Annotated in this window: 11 protein-coding genes; 9 read left to right on the top strand and 2 right to left on the bottom strand. The window is 63.0% G+C overall.

What is annotated here, in order from left to right; translation table 11 throughout:
• Positions 1-26: 26 nt before the first annotated feature.
• Together QRN54_RS30725 and QRN54_RS30720 are read left to right on the top strand one after the other, a co-directional pair.
• On the top strand, positions 27-3,836 hold the full coding sequence (locus tag QRN54_RS30725) for an ABC transporter ATP-binding protein (protein WP_285183854.1): 3,810 nt from the start codon (positions 27-29) through the stop codon (positions 3,834-3,836).
• 175 nt (positions 3,837-4,011) lie between these two features.
• On the top strand, positions 4,012-7,773 hold the full coding sequence (locus QRN54_RS30720; protein ID WP_058037433.1) for a multifunctional oxoglutarate decarboxylase/oxoglutarate dehydrogenase thiamine pyrophosphate-binding subunit/dihydrolipoyllysine-residue succinyltransferase subunit: 3,762 nt from the start codon (positions 4,012-4,014) through the stop codon (positions 7,771-7,773).
• Between the two features lie 72 nt (positions 7,774-7,845).
• Here the strand turns inward: QRN54_RS30720 and QRN54_RS30715 are convergent, their stop codons facing one another.
• Positions 7,846-8,475: a TetR/AcrR family transcriptional regulator gene (locus QRN54_RS30715; protein WP_007736130.1), complete on the bottom strand. Its 630-nt coding sequence runs from the start codon at positions 8,473-8,475 to the stop codon at positions 7,846-7,848.
• 71 nt (positions 8,476-8,546) lie between these two features.
• Between QRN54_RS30715 and QRN54_RS30710 the strand changes: the two genes are divergently transcribed.
• The 3 genes from QRN54_RS30710 to QRN54_RS30700 all read left to right on the top strand — a co-directional run bounded on the left by QRN54_RS30710 (position 8,547) and on the right by QRN54_RS30700 (position 11,953).
• Complete coding sequence (locus QRN54_RS30710; RefSeq protein WP_003945071.1) at positions 8,547-10,121, top strand: flavin-containing monooxygenase; 1,575 nt, start codon at positions 8,547-8,549, stop codon at positions 10,119-10,121.
• Positions 10,118-10,948, top strand: coding sequence for an SDR family NAD(P)-dependent oxidoreductase (locus QRN54_RS30705; RefSeq protein WP_007736128.1), 831 nt, complete (start codon positions 10,118-10,120; stop codon positions 10,946-10,948). Before QRN54_RS30710 ends, QRN54_RS30705 begins: the two co-directional genes overlap by 4 nt.
• 63 nt (positions 10,949-11,011) lie before the next feature.
• A complete protein-coding gene (locus QRN54_RS30700) occupies positions 11,012-11,953 on the top strand; it encodes an alpha/beta hydrolase fold domain-containing protein (protein WP_007736126.1) in 942 nt (313 codons plus the stop codon).
• A gap of 51 nt (positions 11,954-12,004) precedes the next feature.
• Here QRN54_RS30700 and QRN54_RS30695 read toward each other — a convergent pair whose 3' ends face one another.
• On the bottom strand, positions 12,005-12,889 hold the full coding sequence (locus QRN54_RS30695; protein WP_285183853.1) for an ABC transporter substrate-binding protein: 885 nt from the start codon (positions 12,887-12,889) through the stop codon (positions 12,005-12,007).
• Between the two features lie 203 nt (positions 12,890-13,092).
• On the opposite strand from QRN54_RS30695, the gene QRN54_RS30690 reads away from it, so the two are divergent.
• From QRN54_RS30690 to QRN54_RS30675, 4 genes are read left to right on the top strand one after another with little or no spacing between them, the layout of a single operon-like run.
• A complete protein-coding gene (locus QRN54_RS30690; protein ID WP_003945094.1) occupies positions 13,093-14,031 on the top strand; it encodes an ABC transporter substrate-binding protein in 939 nt (312 codons plus the stop codon).
• Between the two features lie 4 nt (positions 14,032-14,035).
• Positions 14,036-15,181 carry an ABC transporter ATP-binding protein gene (locus QRN54_RS30685; RefSeq protein WP_030536933.1) on the top strand — a complete coding sequence of 382 codons (1,146 nt, stop codon included), beginning with the start codon at positions 14,036-14,038 and terminating at the stop codon, positions 15,179-15,181.
• 4 nt (positions 15,182-15,185) lie between these two features.
• The gene (locus QRN54_RS30680) at positions 15,186-15,869 is read left to right on the top strand and encodes an ABC transporter permease (protein WP_007736121.1); all 684 of its coding nucleotides are present in this window, start codon (positions 15,186-15,188) and stop codon (positions 15,867-15,869) included.
• On the top strand, positions 15,866-16,555 hold the full coding sequence (locus tag QRN54_RS30675) for an ABC transporter permease (protein ID WP_003945081.1): 690 nt from the start codon (positions 15,866-15,868) through the stop codon (positions 16,553-16,555). The genes QRN54_RS30680 and QRN54_RS30675 overlap by 4 nt, the downstream gene beginning before the upstream one ends.
• The last annotated feature ends 12 nt before the right edge of the window (positions 16,556-16,567 follow it).

Genomic DNA, 16,567 nt, shown 5'->3' with positions numbered 1-16,567 from the left:
TGGGGCCGGGTCTACCGTGGATCTCGATGAACACGATCAACACGGACAGTCCGGTAGCTGGAGAGGTCGATCGAGCTCCGGGCTGGATCCGCCGCTTGGCGCACGCATGCTGGTTGCACCGAAGAGTTGCCATCGGCGCGCTTCTGGTGACCGTCATCGCTTCGGCGATCGACATCTCGTTTCCTCTTCTGACCCGCTATGCGCTCGACGCCGCAAGCCAGGAGAACCCAGGCAAGGTGATCGGGTTCGTCGCGCTGGCGATCGCGCTGCTCGCGGTCGTCCGCTTCGCGTGCCAGTACGGCCGACGGATGCTTGCCGGCCGACTCTCGCTCGATGTTCAACACGACTTGCGGCTCGCCCTGCTCGGCTCGCTGCAACGCCTCGACGGACGCGGGCAGGATCAGATCCGCACAGGCCAGGTGGTATCCCGGTCCATCACCGATCTACAACTCGTCCAGGGTTTGCTCGCGATGGTGCCCATGTCCGCGGGTGCGCTCCTGCAATTCGTGCTCGCGATCGGCATCATGACGTGGCTCTCGCCGCTGTTGACTCTCGTCGCTGTCGCCGTCATCCCCGCAGTCGGGCTGGTGGTGTTCCTGATGCGACCGATGCTCTTCGCCGCAACATGGTCCGCGCAGCAGCGGGCCGCCGACCTCGCCCAACATGTCGAGGAAACCGTCACGGGCGTGCGCGTCGTCAAGGGATTCGGGCAGGAACAACGAGCCGTCGACCAACTCGAAAAGCACAGCCGCACGCTGTATTCGGAGCGTCTTCGCGCCGCGTGGTTGAACGCGAAATTCGCGCCGACCATGGCCGCCTTGCCCCAGCTGGGGCAGGTGGGAGTGATCGCCCTCGGCGGGTATCTCGCACTGCACGACAAGATCACCGTGGGAACGTTTCTCGCGTTCGCCACCTACATCGTGACGATGACCGGCGTCACCCGAACTCTGTCGTCGGTCATCGTCATGGCGCAGCTGGCGCGCGCCGCTGTAGAGCGTGTCTACGACGTCATCAACGCTCAGCCGGACATCGCCGATCCAGACCATCCGGTGGACCTGCCCGACGGTCCTCTCGGAGTCACCTTCGACGACGTGGCATTCGGATTCGACACCGAACGCGACGTCCTGACCGGGCTGAACCTCCGCATAGAACCGGGCGAGACCGTCGCCGTCGTGGGGCCGGCCGCGTCGGGCAAGACCGCGTTGTCCTTGCTTCTCCCCCGGTTCTACGCCCCGACTTCGGGTGTAGTGACCGTCGATACCGCGGGCGAGACGTTCCCCATCGGCGAACTGCGCACAGAACAGCTTCGTGCCGCCGTCAGCCTGGTCTTCGACGAACCTTTCCTGTTCTCGGACACCATCGCCGCCAACATCGCACTGGGGCGCGAGGACGCCTCCGACGAGGACATCCGCGCCGCAGCTGCATTGGCACAGGCAGACACCTTCATCGAGGCACTCCCGGACGGATACGACACCGTTGTCGGTGAACGAGGTCTGACGCTGTCGGGCGGCCAGCGTCAGCGCATCGCGCTTGCCCGAGCTCTCCTCGTCGACCCGCGGATTTTGGTCCTCGACGACGCCACCTCCGCGGTCGATGCGGCAACCGAGGCTGCGATCTTCGACGCGTTCCGGGCCAGACGACGGCAAACCACGCTGATCCTCGCGCACCGCCGATCCACCTTGACGCTGGCAGATCGCGTCGCGGTTCTCGACGGCGGACGGATCATCGACTCCGGAACCGTGGACGAGCTGGAAGCGCGATGTCCGCTCTTTCGCGCCCTGTTCTCCTCGCCGCCGGAACTATCCGCCGAAATCGACGAGGCCGGCCCTGATGCTTTCGGACATCAACGCCGCGAGCCCACAGCCGAGCAGCTGTGGCCGCAGGCTCCGGAATCCGAAGCCGACAGCACTACCGCTTCGGCGCAGAGTGCCGGCGGACCGATGGCCGGAGCGCTCAGCGGAATCGCGGTGACTCCGTCTCTGCGGGCAGCAGTCGACGCTCTCCCACCCGCACGCGAAGACCCCGGAATTGCTCCTGAGAGCCTGCGCGAATCGAATCCACAGTTCTCACTCCGACAGATCTTGAGGCCGGTCCGCTGGGTTCTACTGGCGGTTGTCGTGTGCCTTGCCCTGGACTCCGCCGCGGCGATCGCATTTCCCTCTCTCGTCAGATATGCGATCGACCACGGAGTCGTGACCGCAGACAGCACCACACTCTGGATCGCGACGGCGTTCGGCGCGCTCCTGGTCGCCGCAGACTGGGTCATCGTGGCGGTCATGACGGTGCTCACGGCCCGAGCCGGTGAACGCGTGCTGTTCGGGCTCCGCGTCCGCAGCTATGCACACTTGCAGCGCCTGGGTCTGGACTACTACGAACGGGAATTGTCCGGCCGCATCATGACGCGTATGACCACCGACGTCGACGCGCTCTCGTCGTTCATCCAAACCGGTATGTCGACGGCGATCGTGAGCGTCCTGACCGTCGGCGGAATTTCGATCGCCCTCCTGGCGACCGACGTGACGCTCGGCCTGGTGGCGCTGGCCGTCATCCCACCGCTCGTGGTCGCGACCGTGGTCTTCCGCAAGATCTCCTCGGTTGCCTACAGCCAGTCCCGCGAACGGATCTCGCTCGTCAATGCCGACTTCCAGGAGAACATCGCCGGTCTGCGAGCGGCTCAGGCCTACCGCCGCGAAGAAGGTGCTGCGCGTAGGTTCGCAGAACGCTCCGAGAGCTACCGCCGATCGCGGATGCGCTCGCAGCGAGCCATTTCGATCTACTTCCCTTTCATTTCGTTCCTGTCCGACCTCGCGTTGGCCGCGGTCGTGTTCGTCGGTGCGCACCAGATCGCCAACGGATCGACTTCGCCCGGCGTACTGATCGCTTTCGTGCTCTACCTCGGTCTGCTGTTCGGACCGATTCAGCAACTCTCACAAGTGTTCGATGGTTACCAACAGGCAAACGTCGGATTGCAACGAATCGGCGACCTGCTGCGCACTCGCAGTTCGATCGAGACTGCCGACAGCGAGGATTTGATCGCGATCTCCGGACGACTCGACGGCGCCGTCCATCTCGACGGGGTCGGGTTCCGGTACTCGGGTGCGGACGTCGACGCCCTCTCCGATTTCGATCTGCAAATCCCGCCGGGCACGACCGTCGCTCTGGTCGGCCGAACCGGTGCCGGGAAGTCGACGGTCGTGAAGTTGCTCGCCCGCTTCTACGACCCGACGTCCGGATCGGTCGACGTGGACGGAACCGACATCCGGAACTTCCACCTCTCGCAATACCGACGTCGCCTCGGCGTGGTCCCACAAGAAGCCCATCTGTTCACCGGCACGGTCGCCGACAACATCGCGTACGGCAGGCCGTCGGCGTCGCACGCGGAGATCGAGGAAGCGGCACGTTCCGTCGGCGCACTGAATTCGATAGCCCACATGCGTGGAGGCATGAATCATCCCGTCGGCGAGCGCGGCCAGGGGCTCTCGGCGGGCCAACGCCAACTGATCGCATTGGCCCGTGCCGAACTCGTCGACCCGGACCTTCTGCTCCTCGACGAGGCGACCGCGACGCTCGATCCCGCGACCGAACGAATGGTGCTCGAAGCAAGTCGGTCGGTCACCCGGAAACGGACTTCCGTCGTCGTAGCTCACCGCCTCGCGACAGCTGCCCGAGCGGACCTCGTTGTCGTAGTTGACCGGGGACGTATCGTTGAATACGGCCCGCACGATGTTCTGCGGTATGCCGGTGGTCACTACTCGGGACTCTGGGATGCATCGCAGGCGCGTGAGGGGAATAATCTGACGTCGAGAACTGTCATCGAAGGCAACCCCGTCGCGTGACAGTCGGCACGGATTTGTACCGCCGAGAGGTAGTGCGCGATCGCAAGATCACGGACTTCCGTGAGACAGCTCACAAATTGTGTGCCGCACAATTGCTCGTCACACGCTCGGGCTAATCTCATGTATATAGGCGCTCTGATCGGGTACCGAAATAGAAACGAGGCGAACACCTGCCGTGAGCAGCAGTTCTACATCCCAATTCGGACAGAACCAGTGGCTGGTTGACGAGATGTACCAACGCTTCCAGGACGATCCGTCGTCCGTGGATCCCAGTTGGCACGAATTCTTGACCGATTACTCGCCGGACTCGGCGAACACGGGAGGTGGAAACGGGACTGCCTCGAACGGCAACGCGGCTGCACCCGCCGCTGTTGTAGCTCCGCCTGCTGCTCCCAAGGCCACGCCTCCCGCCCCCAAGACCGCACCTCCTGCGCCGGCTGCCAAGGCTGGCGCTCCGGCCCCCGCGAAGACGGCAGCGCCCGCCGCCAAGGCCGCCCCGGCCCAGCCCGCAGCAGCCAAGCCCGCGGCCGCTACTGCCAAGCCCGCCCCTGCCGGCGGAGCCGAGGAAACCAAGGTTCTCCGCGGCGCCGCAGCCGCAGTCGTCAAGAACATGTCGCTCTCGCTCGAGATCCCGACTGCAACCAGCGTGCGTGCCATCCCCGCGAAGCTGATGTTCGACAACCGCATCGTCATCAACAACCACCTCGCGCGTACCCGCGGCGGCAAGATCTCGTTCACCCACCTCTTGGGTTACGCGATCGTCCAGGCAGTCAACGCGTTCCCCAACATGAACCGGCACTTCGCCGAAATCGACGGCAAGCCGAACGCGGTCACGCCCGAGCACACCAATCTCGGACTCGCGATCGACCTTCCCGGAAAGGACGGCAACCGCTCACTGGTAGTTGCCGCCATCCGGAACACCGAGTCGATGAACTTCGTCCAGTTCCACGCGGCATACGAGGACATCGTCCGACGCGCCCGTGAAGGCAAGCTCACCGGCGAAGACTTCACCGGCGTCACCATTTCGCTGACCAACCCGGGCGGTATCGGCACGGTTCACTCCGTTCCTCGCCTGATGAAGGGCCAGGGCGCCATCATCGGTGCCGGCGCGATGGAATACCCCGCCGAGTTCCAGGGCGCCAGCGACGAGAAGCTGGCCGAGATGGGCGTCGGCAAGTTGATGACTCTCACCTCGACCTACGATCACCGCATCATCCAGGGTGCCGAGTCGGGCGATTTCCTGCGCACGATCCACAACCTGCTGATCAGCGACGAGTTCTACGACGAGATCTTCCACGCGCTCGGCAACCCGTACGAGCCGGTGCGGTGGCGCAAGGACGTGCCGGAAGGCGCTGTCGACAAGAACACCCGCGTTCTCGAACTGATCGCTGCATACCGTGACCGCGGCCACCTCATGGCCGACACGGACCCGTTGCAGTTCGTCAAGGACAAGTTCCACAGCCACCCCGACCTCGACGTCATCAGCCACGGCCTGACGCTGTGGGATCTGGACCGTGAGTTCAAGGTCGGCGGCTTCCACGGTCAAGAGAAGATGAAGCTGCGCGACGTGTTGAGCGTGCTGCGCGACGCGTACTGCCGCCACGTCGGCGTCGAGTACACGCACATCCTCGAGACGGATCAGCGTCAGTGGATCCAGGACCGCGTCGAGGGCCATCACGCCAAGCCTTCGGTCGCTCAGCAGAAGTACATCCTGAGCAAGCTCAACGCCGCCGAGGCCTTCGAGACGTTCCTGCAGACCAAGTACGTCGGCCAGAAGCGCTTCTCGCTCGAAGGCGCCGAAGCCGTCATCCCGATGATGGACGCCGTGATCGACCAGGCCGCCGAGCACCAGCTCGACGAGGTCGTCATCGGCATGCCGCACCGTGGCCGTCTCAACGTGCTTGCCAACATCGTCGGCAAGCCGTACTCCAAGATCTTCACGGAGTTCGAGGGCAACATGAACCCGGCAGCCGCTCACGGCTCCGGCGACGTGAAGTACCACTTGGGTGCCAGCGGAACGTACATCCAGATGTTCGGTGACAACGACATCGCTGTCTCCTTGACCGCAAACCCATCGCACCTCGAGGCCGTCGACCCGGTTCTCGAAGGCCTGGTCCGCGCCAAGCAGGACATCCTCGACAAGGGTGAAGAAGGCTTCACCGTCCTGCCGCTCATGCTGCACGGTGACGCTGCATTCGCCGGTCAGGGCGTTGTCGCCGAGACGCTCAACCTCTCGCTGCTTCGCGGTTACCGCACCGGTGGCACCGTGCACATCGTCGTGAACAACCAGGTCGGCTTCACCACCGCTCCGGAACATTCACGCTCGTCCGAGTACTGCACCGACGTCGCGAAGATGATCGCCGCACCGGTCTTCCACGTCAACGGCGACGACCCCGAGGCTTGCGTCTGGGTTGCTCAGCTGGCCGTCGACTTCCGTGAGAAGTTCGGCAAGGACGTTGTCATCGACCTCATCTGCTACCGCCGTCGCGGTCACAACGAGGGCGACGACCCGTCGATGACCCAGCCGGCCATGTACGACGTCATCGACACCAAGCGCAGCGTTCGTAAGAGCTACACCGAGTCCCTCATCGGCCGCGGTGACATCTCGCTCAAGGAAGCCGAAGACGCACTTCGCGACTACCAGGGCCAGCTCGAACGGGTCTTCAACGAGGTCCGTGAACTCGAGAAGTTCCAGCCCGAACCGTCCGAGTCCGTCGAACTCGACCAGACTCCCCCGGCTCGCCTGACCACGGCTGTCGCTCCCGAGGTCCTCGAGCGCATCGGTGATGCGTTCGTCAACGTCCCCGACGGCTTCACCGTTCACCCGCGCGTCAAGCCGGTTGCCGAGAAGCGCCGCGAGATGGCCCGTGAGGGACATGTCGACTGGGCGTTCGCAGAATTGCTTGCGTTCGGCTCGTTGGCCGAGCAGGGCGCCTTGATCCGCCTCGCGGGTCAGGACTCCAAGCGAGGAACGTTCACGCAGCGTCACTCGGTCCTCATCGACCGCAAGACCGGCAACGAGTACAGCCCGATCGCCAAGATCGCTGCCGACGCCGAAAACGGCGGCAAGTTCATGGTCTACGACTCCGCACTCACCGAGTACGCAGGTCTGGGCTTCGAGTACGGCTACTCGGTCGGTAACCCCGACGCTCTGGTCCTGTGGGAAGCGCAGTTCGGTGACTTCGTCAACGGCGCGCAGACCATCATCGACGAGTTCATCTCTTCGGGTGAGGCCAAGTGGGGTCAGCTCTCCGACGTCGTGCTGCTCCTGCCGCACGGTCACGAGGGTCAGGGTCCGGACCACACCTCCGGTCGCATCGAGCGTTTCCTTCAGCTGTGTGCAGAAGGCTCGATGACCGTTGCGGTTCCGTCGACTCCGGCCAGCTACTTCCACCTGCTGCGTCGCCATCACCTCGACGGCATCCGCCGTCCGCTGGTGGTTTTCACGCCCAAGTCGATGCTGCGTAACAAGGCTGCCGTCAGCAACGTCGAGGACTTCACGACGGGCAAGTTCCGTTCGGTCTTCGAGGAGCCGGCATACGAGAGCGGCGAAAGCGCACGCGAATCGGTCAAGCGGGTTCTGCTGGTCAGCGGCAAGCTGTACTGGGAACTCCTGGCGAAGAAGCACAAGGACGAGCGTGACGACATCGCCATCGTGCGCATGGAGCAGCTCTACCCCGTGCCGAAGCGTCGCCTCAAGGAGACCCTGGACCGTTACCCGAATGCGGATCAGTTCCGTTGGGTCCAGGAAGAGCCCGCAAACCAGGGTGCGTGGCCGTTCCTCGGGCTGGCTCTGCCGGACCTTCTGCCGGAGACCTTGACCGGTATCAAGCGCATCTCGCGTCGTCCGATGTCCGCTCCCTCTTCGGGATCGAGCAAGGTCCACGCGGTGGAGCAGCAGGAGATCTTGGACGAGGCGTTCCTGCCGACCAACTGATCTCAGTAATTTGACAAGGGCCGGGCCCCACATTCCGCAAGGAGTGTGGGGCCCGGCCTTTCTGCGTTCACGTCAATTCGATTGCAGCAGACCCAGATCCGGCCCGGCATCGAAGCCGACGGCGGCCAGTGCCAACGCGGGCAACGACTGAACCGTCAGGTCGATCAGTTCCTCGCGGGTGATGGCGGGCGCTCGGAGCCAACTGATGGTGGCTTCCTCGACAAACGCGATCCAACCGCGAACGGCCAACTCCACCTGAGGTGTTCGAGTCAGGCCGATCTTCGGGAGCTGATCGAGGGTTCTCTTGGCCATGATGTCGCGAGTCTGCTCGAACACCTCACGCATCTGCGGATCCCCGCTGGCGGTCCCCCGGAGCAGCGAGACGTAGGTATTGCGGTTCTCGGTCACGTAGTCGACGTACGACGCCAGCACCGAGCGGAGGGTGAGCATCGGATCGTCCGACTCGCTCGGCTCGGTGCGCTGGAGCATCTGTTCACTGCTGTGTCGGACGATCGCCAGATGGAACTCGCTTTTCGACGCGAAGTAGTGGAACAGAAGCCCCCGCGAGACACCAGCCTGATCGGCGATGTCCTCGACGGAAATCTGTTCGAGCGGCCGTTCGGCCAGCATCCGCGCCCCGAGGTCGATGAGTTGCGCTCGGCGTTGCGCAGGGTCGAGCCGCGTTCGCTTTACTGCGTCCATGCCCAATAGACTACTGAATATTCGTCAATAAGCTATTGACCGTGACTCAATAAAGGCATATCGTTCCCTACATGAGTCTTCCAGTTACAGATACCTCAGCACCTGCCGCGGATACTCGCCACGTCGGCACACTGATCATCGGCAGTGGTTTCGCCGGTCTCGGTGCGGCGATCAAACTGGCACAGGCCGGCATCACCGACTACGTCGTTCTCGAGCGCGGCAACGACGTCGGCGGGACCTGGCGTGACAACAGCTACCCGGGCGCCGCGTGTGACGTGCCGTCGCATTTGTACTCGTACTCTTTTGCACTCAATCCGGAGTGGACGCGCTCCTTCTCCACTCAGCCCGAGATCTACAAGTACATCCAGTCGGTGGCCAACCGCCACAAGGTGCTCGACAAGCACATCTTCGACTGCGACGTTCTCTCCGCACGCTGGGACGAGGCGTCTGCTCGGTGGCACGTCAGCACCAACAAGGGCGAATTCGTCGCAAAGATCGTCGTCTCGGCCGTCGGCGCATTGTGTGAGCCTTCACTTCCGGACATCAAGGGCATCGACGGCTTCAAGGGCGAGATCTTCCACTCCTCGCGTTGGAACCACGACGCCGATCTGACCGGCAAGCGTGTGGCCGTCATCGGAACCGGCGCCTCGGCCATCCAGATCGTGCCGGCCATCGGCAAGAAGGTCTCGCATCTCGACGTGTACCAGCGCACGGCGCCGTGGATCCTGCCCCGCGCAGACCGCGAGTACACCAAGATCGAGCACCTCGCGTTCAAGTACCTCCCCGGCTTCCAGAAGTTGTGCCGCACCGGTATCTACTGGATGCGAGAGACGCAGGTCGTCGGCCTGGCCAAGGCGCCGGTCTTCATGAAGCCGCTGCAGTTCGCCGCCGAGCGTCACCTGAAGGCCCAGATCAAGGACAAGGATCTTCGCAAGAAGGTCATGCCCAACTTCCAGATCGGCTGCAAGCGCATGCTGATCTCGAACAACTACTTCCCCACCCTCGCCCAGGACAATGTCGACCTGGTGACCGAAGGCATCGAGGAGGTCACCGCCAACGGGATCGTCTCGAAGACCGGCACCACGCGTGAGATCGATGCCATCGTCGTGGCGACCGGATTCCACGTCACCGACTCCCCCACCTTCGCGGGAATCTTCGGCAAGGACGGACGCTCGCTCGCCGAGGTCTTCGAAGAGACCGGCATGCAGGGATACAAGGGCGCGGCAGTTGCCAACTTCCCCAACATGTTCTTCCTCGTCGGACCCAACACCGGCCTCGGACATTCGTCGATGGTCTTCATGATCGAGTCGCAGATCAACTACCTGGTCGACGCGATCGCCACCATCGACAAGTACGACATCGGCACCATCGAGGTGCGCAAGGACAAGCAGGACAAGTACAACAAGGACCTGCAGGCAGCTATGTCCAAGAGCGTGTGGAACAACGGCGGTTGCGCCAGCTGGTACATGGACAAGCACGGAAACAACACCACCCTGTGGCCTGGCTTCACCTTCCAGTTCCGCAATGCCACCAAGCATTTCGACCTCGCGGCATACCGCAGCGTCGCCACCTCGGATCTTGGCGCCGTCGGCACCGCGACCACTTCACAGATCGACCTCGACGACGAGAAGGCAGTAGCACAATGAGTGATTTTGCAGGCAAGGTCGTAGTCATCACCGGAGCGGGATCGGGCATCGGTCGCGCACTAGCACTGAACCTGGCCGGCCAGGGCGCCAAGTTGGCAATCTCCGACGTGGACACCATCGGGCTCGCCGAGACAACGCGTCTGGTGGAAGCCATCGGCGCCGAGGTGAAGTCGGACCATCTCGACGTCACCCAGCGCGAAGCGGTTCTCGAGTACGCCGACGCGGTTGTCGCCCATTTCGGCAAGGTCAACCAGATCTACAACAACGCCGGAATCGCCTACCACGGCACCTTCGAGAAGTCCGAGTTCAAGGACTTCGAACGTGTCATGGACGTAGACTTCTGGGGAGTTGTCAACGGCACCAAGGCATTCCTTCCCCACGTCATCGCCTCCGGTGACGGGCACATCGTGAACGTGTCGAGCCTCTTCGGTCTGCTGTCGATGCCGGGTCAGAGCGCATACAACTCGGCCAAGTTCGCCGTTCGCGGTTTCACCGAGTCGCTTCGCCAGGAAATGCTGATCGCCAAGCACCCGGTGAAGGTGACCTGTGTGCACCCGGGCGGAATCAAGACGGCCATCGCACGCAACGCCACCGCAGGCCCGGGTGAAGATCTTGCGGTCTTCTCCGAGTTCTTCGACCGCAAGCTCGCACGCACCACACCGGAGGACGCCGCCAAGACGATCGTCAACGGTGTTCGCAAGAGCAAGCCGCGAGTTCTCATCGGGATGGACGCAATCGCACTCGACGCCTGGGTTCGCCTCGTAGGATCGGGCTACCAGCGCATCGTCGCGATCGTCGCCGGCCGAATGATGCCCAAGTCCAGCTGAGTTCGTTTCACAGCGCAGTTCGTTTCACAGCGCAGTTCGCATAAAGAGTCAGGAGCCCTGCCGGTGAGCACGTTCACCCTTCCGCTGCCCGTGGTCGCATTCTTGTTGAAGCCGTACTTCCGTCTGGCTTTCAACTCGCGGCTGCCGTATCGGATTCAACGTCTGTTGCTCGAGGCCGGGGCACCGCTACAGCAGGTTCCAGCGGGCGCCGTCGTGCGCCCGTTGGAGCTGGCTTGCCGACCGGCAGAGAAGATCACCGTCGGCGCAACCGAGCGCCCCACCGCAGTTCTCTACCTGCATGGCGGGGCGTACACGCTGGGTTCGCTGTCCACACACCGTTCTCTCGCAGCTCATCTCGCCCGTGAGTCGTCCAGTGCGGTCTTCACCTTGGACTACCGTCTCGCGCCGGAGAATCCGTATCCCGCCGCTCTCGACGACGCGGTCTCAGCCTTCATGCAGTTGGTCACCGAGTTCGACTATTCGGAAGACCGCGTTGCCATTGCCGGCGATTCGGCCGGTGGCGGCCTGGCCGCGGCGACCGCTATCCGTCTGATCGAGCGTCACGGCGTGACCCCCGGCGCGCTTGCACTGATCTCACCGTGGGTCGATCCCGGCGATCGGGGTGCCACCAAAAAGGCCGACCTGGTGGTCAACACAGCGTGGTCCTTCGACGCCGCCGACGCCTACCTTGCCGGAGGCGACCGTACTGATCCTGGCTACGCGCCGATGCACGGCAAGCTCGACGGGTTGCCGCCCACCAGGATTCACGTCGGTTCCGAGGAAGTCCTCTACCCGCAGATCATGACGTTCACCGACAAGCTCTCCGCTGCCGGCGTCGACGTGTCCCTGGTGGAGTACGCGCGACTGTGGCACGTGGCTCACGCACAGGCGTCACTGGTGAAGGAAGCAGCAGACGCCGTTTCCGACCTCGGCCAGTTCATCGCATCGAAACTGATTCGTGCCAAGGATGATTCGAGTTCAGCAGTGGGCTCGAACAGTCACTGACGGGTGGCCCACTCCGTCCATGTCACTGACGGGTGTCCCACTCCGTCCATGTCACTGACGGGTGTCCCACCAGGTGCGGGCGACTTCCGAGGCTGACGCCCTGCCGGTCCGCACCTGCTCGATCATTGCGGCGAGATCGGTGGTGGACAGTTCACCGGCAACGACGCTGAGCGCCTTGACAGCCGAATCTCCCAGTGCGCCCGCTCGAAAGAGCGGAACGACATTCTGCGCAGCCAGAACGTGATTCGAATCAGCGAGCACTGTGACGGCATCGGATTGTGCCAACGCCGACAGCGTCGTGGTTCCAAATACTTGTGCACCGGGTACGTCTGCCGGCGTTGCCTGATCGACACCGGCGAAGACACACTCGGCGCCCTCGGCCAACTGTTCCACTGCCCCGTCCTCGACGAATCTCGCGGAGACGAGCGGCGTCGCCGCGGCACACGAAGGAGCAAAGGCTTCTATCGTCTTCGCTCCCAACGACTGTGCGTATCCGGTGTCGAGTGCGAGGACCGCACGATCTTCGGCCATCGCATAGTCGGAGACCGAAAGACCCTCCGGCAGAGAGCGACTCAAGGCTTCGAAGACGTCGTCGGCCTTGCGGGCCGGGGATGACGGGTCGTAGTGATCGAGCAGCGCGCCGGTGAACTCGGGCACCAAAGTGACTCGCGCTGCGTCCAGAGCCTCGAGTGATTGGTTTCGGCCACCACCCACCGATTCGACGCGAGCCGACAGGCCGGAGGAGGAGAGCACCGTCGAATACACCTCGGCCAACACCGAACTCTCCACCGATGCGTCAGCAGCCACCACGATCTGGTCACGAGACTCCGCTTCGACACCCTCTACCACCGAATCACCGTTTGCGCATCCGCTGAGAATCGGCAGGACCATCAGTGCTGCAACAACAGTCGAATACTTCGTGCGTGTGCTCTTCACTGAAATCCTCACATCCAATCCCATGGATCGAAAACCGTGCCATGTCGGTACCTATCGTTACACTTGTCGGGCGATGCGCGGTAACCAGTCCTGACGCAGCCACTCGGTGGCGGCGCCGTCGAAGTCACTCGGGTGGCTTCGCCACAAGGGAATGGTTTCCGACGCCCGAAACACGGGACGCCCGAAAAACCGGAAGGACGCTCATGCGCACCTCACGATTTCGTTCCAACCGTTGGCTCGTAGCCGCGGCAACCGTTGTCTCTCTGACTGCACTGACAGCGTGCGGTAGCAGCGACGGCGACTCCAACAGCGATCCCAACGCGATCGTCGTCGGCTCCGCCAACTTCACCGAATCCGAGACGATCGCCAACATCTACGCCGAAGCACTGCGTGTCAACGGGTTCGATGTGTCCACGTCGTTCAACGTCGGCAGCCGCGAGGCGTACATTCCGGCACTCAAGGACGGGTCCATCAGTGTCATTCCGGATTACACGGGAAATCTCCTGCAGTACTTGGATCCCGACAGCACGGCCACCAGCTCCGCTGACGTCCTCGCTGCTCTTCCCGCAGCTCTCGGGTCGGAATTGGCAATTGCGACGCCTGCATCCGCCGAGGACAAGGACGCCGTCGTCGTCACGAAGGAAACGGCTGACAAGTGGAACCTGAAGACGATCGCCGATCTGGCTCCGCATTCCGCCGAGGTCAAGTTCGGTGCTCCGGCCGAGTTCCAGGAACGTCCAGCCGGATTGCCCGGTTTGAAGTCCAATTACGGCCTCGACATCTCGGCAGCCAACTTCGTTCCGATCGCCGACGGCGGTGGACCGGCAACCGTGAAGGCTCTCTCCTCCGGTGACATCACCGCGGCAAACATCTTCACGACGTCGGCCTCCATCCCGGAGAACAACTTCGTGGTTCTCGAAGACCCGAAGAACAATTTCCCGGCTCAGAACGTGGTGCCGGTGCTGCGCGCGTCGAAGTCTTCCGACAAGTTGAAGACAGTCCTCGATGCGGTGTCCGCCAAGCTCACCACCGAAGAGTTGTTGGCACTCAACGTCCAGGTGTCCGGCGACACCAAGACGGAGCCGGCAGCGGCGGCCAAGGCGTGGGTGACGGCGCAGGGCCTCGACAAGCCGGTCTCGTAGTCACGTGATCACCTTCGAGGGCGTCACCAAGCAGTATCCGGACGGCACCACCGCCGTCGACCGTCTCGATCTCACCATCGAGGCCGAGTCGTTCACGGTGTTCGTGGGGCCGTCCGGGTGCGGCAAGACGACGTCGATGCGCATGATCAACCGGATGATCACACCGACGTCGGGCAAGATCTTCGTCGACGGTCGTGACATCGCCCAGACCGACGCGGTGAAGCTGCGTCTCGGCATCGGGTACGTCATCCAGAACGCCGGCTTGCTTCCGCATCGCACCGTGATCGACAACGTCGCAACAGTTCCGGTACTGCGCGGTGAGTCCCGCCGCGCAGCGCGCAAAGCCGCGTTGGGGGTACTCGAACGAGTCGGTCTGGACATCTCCCTTGCCACCCGCTATCCCGGGCAACTCTCGGGTGGGCAGCAACAACGTGTGGGAGTTGCGCGAGCATTGGCTGCCGATCCGCCGATCCTGTTGATGGACGAGCCCTTCAGCGCCGTCGACCCGGTGGTGCGTGAGGATCTGCAGACCGAAATGCTCCGTCTTCAAAGCGAACTGAAGAAGACGATCGTCTTTGTCACCCACGACATCGACGAGGCAGTCAAACTCGGTGATCACATTGCCGTCTTCGGTCCCGGCGGGCGGCTTCAGCAGGTGGCGGCACCTCGCGACGTGTTGGCCGCTCCGGCAACGGATTTTGTCGCCGGATTCGTCGGACGCGATCGCGGCTATCGGGGATTGTCGTTCCGCGCTGCCGACGAGGTTCCGTTGCACCCCATACGCACGGCCGTCGAGAACGAATTGAAGGCTCTACGTCTCGAATTGGGCGAATGGGTTCTCGTGGTCACGGACAACGGAACCCCGCAGGGATGGATCGACGTGACCGGCGTCGAAGGCCTGCGCTCGGGACGAACCCTTGCTCAGTCGACGTCTGCCGGTGGTTCGCTGTTCTCCCCCGGCGGCGATCTCCGCCAAGCACTCGATGCGGCAATCTCGTCGCCTTCCGGTATCGGTGTTGCCGTCGACGGCGAGGGCGCGGTCATCGGCGGGATCCTCGGTTCCGAAGTCGTTGCGAAATTGGCAGATCAGCGTCGACGCGAGGACGAGGAACGCAACCGCGTCGCCTTCACCGAGGGATTCGGGTCGTAGCGGCATGCGCTGGCTCATCGACAATTTCTCGACGGTCGTGGATTACTCGAAGACCCATCTGTATCTGGCACTGCTTCCTTTGCTGATCGGTCTCCTGATTGCCGTTCCGGTCGGAACAGCGATCCGCAACGTCAGATGGCTGCGCCGAATCACGTTGACCCTGGCGAGCATTGCGTTCACGATTCCGTCGCTCGCGCTGTTCGTCACCATCCCCCAGTTGTTCGGACTCAAGACCCTTGATCCTCTCAACGTCGTGATCGCACTCAGCGTGTATGCGACGGCACTGCTCATCCGGGCAGTACCCGAAGCACTCGACTCGGTGCCGGACAACGTCATCGACGCCTCCACCGCCGTCGGTTTCACACCACTACGACGCGCTCTGACGGTCGAGTTGCCATTGGCGCTGCCGGTGATGATCGCGAACATCAGAGTTATTGCCGTTACCAATATTTCGCTGGTGTCAGTCGGATCTCTGATCGGAATCGGCGGGCTTGGAGTCCTGTTCAAACAAGGCTACGACCGCGACTATCCCGACCAGATCGTTGCGGGCATCATCGCGATCGTCGTGCTGGCACTGGCGCTCGATCTGATCCTCTATCTGATCGGCCGATTCCTGACCCCGTGGACCAGAACGTCGACCTCGTCGAAGGTTCCCGCCGTCCTGTCAGCCGAGGGGGAACCCGTATGAGCATCTTCACCGGGGCCTGGGACTTCATCGTCGATCCCGGAAATTGGAGCGGCGACACCGGAATCGGCACCCGCATCCTCCAGCACCTCTGGTACAGCGTTCTGGCCGTGGCACTTTCGGCTGTGATCGCGGTGCCCATCGGATTACTCATCGGCCATCTGCGTCGCGGTGAGATCGTGGTCGTCAGTCTGGTCAACGCACTGCGGTCACTGCCCACTCTCGGCCTGCTGACCTTCCTCGTTCTTCTCATGGGTCTGGGAGTGATGCCGCCGATTCTCGCCCTCGTCATTCTTGGTATTCCCCCACTACTCGCCGGCACGTACGCCGGAATCGCCAGCGTCGACCGTGGCGTCGTCGAGGCCGCACGGGCGATGGGTATGACCGAACTCCAAGTGCTCTTCCGCGTCGAGATACCCAATGCGCTGCCATTGATTCTCGGCGGACTGCGTAACGCGACACTGCAGGTGATTGCCACGGCAACGGTCGCCGCCTACGTCAACCTCGGCGGCCTCGGCCGGTACATCTTCGACGGTCTCGCACTCTACAAGTACGACCGAGTCGTCGTCGGCGCAATCCTGGTCGCGGTTGTGGCTCTCGTCGTGGACGGCTTACTGGCGCTGGTGGTCTGGGCATCGGTTCCCGGGACCGGCAGGCTGCGCCGAACACCCGACCTCACTCGTCTGTAGATCGGTTCACAC

The sequence above is a fragment of the Rhodococcus sp. MEB032 genome (genome assembly GCF_030208925.1).
GTDB lineage: Bacteria > Actinomycetota > Actinomycetes > Mycobacteriales > Mycobacteriaceae > Rhodococcus_F > Rhodococcus_F qingshengii.
The sequence above is the reverse complement of the archived record's forward strand: the minus strand, read 5'-3'. Positions and strand labels throughout refer to the sequence as shown.

What these genes read in the sequence shown, in the direction of transcription:
- QRN54_RS30725 (WP_285183854.1), top strand. Translation starts at nt 27, where the DNA reads ATGAACACGATCAACACGGACAGTCCGGTAGCTGGAGAGGTCGATCGA.
- QRN54_RS30715 (WP_007736130.1), bottom strand. Translation starts at nt 8,475, where the DNA reads ATGGACGCAGTAAAGCGAACGCGGCTCGACCCTGCGCAACGCCGAGCG.
- QRN54_RS30710 (WP_003945071.1), top strand. Translation starts at nt 8,547, where the DNA reads ATGAGTCTTCCAGTTACAGATACCTCAGCACCTGCCGCGGATACTCGC.
- QRN54_RS30705 (WP_007736128.1), top strand. Translation starts at nt 10,118, where the DNA reads ATGAGTGATTTTGCAGGCAAGGTCGTAGTCATCACCGGAGCGGGATCG.
- QRN54_RS30690 (WP_003945094.1), top strand. Translation starts at nt 13,093, where the DNA reads ATGCGCACCTCACGATTTCGTTCCAACCGTTGGCTCGTAGCCGCGGCA.
- QRN54_RS30680 (WP_007736121.1), top strand. Translation starts at nt 15,186, where the DNA reads ATGCGCTGGCTCATCGACAATTTCTCGACGGTCGTGGATTACTCGAAG.
- QRN54_RS30675 (WP_003945081.1), top strand. Translation starts at nt 15,866, where the DNA reads ATGAGCATCTTCACCGGGGCCTGGGACTTCATCGTCGATCCCGGAAAT.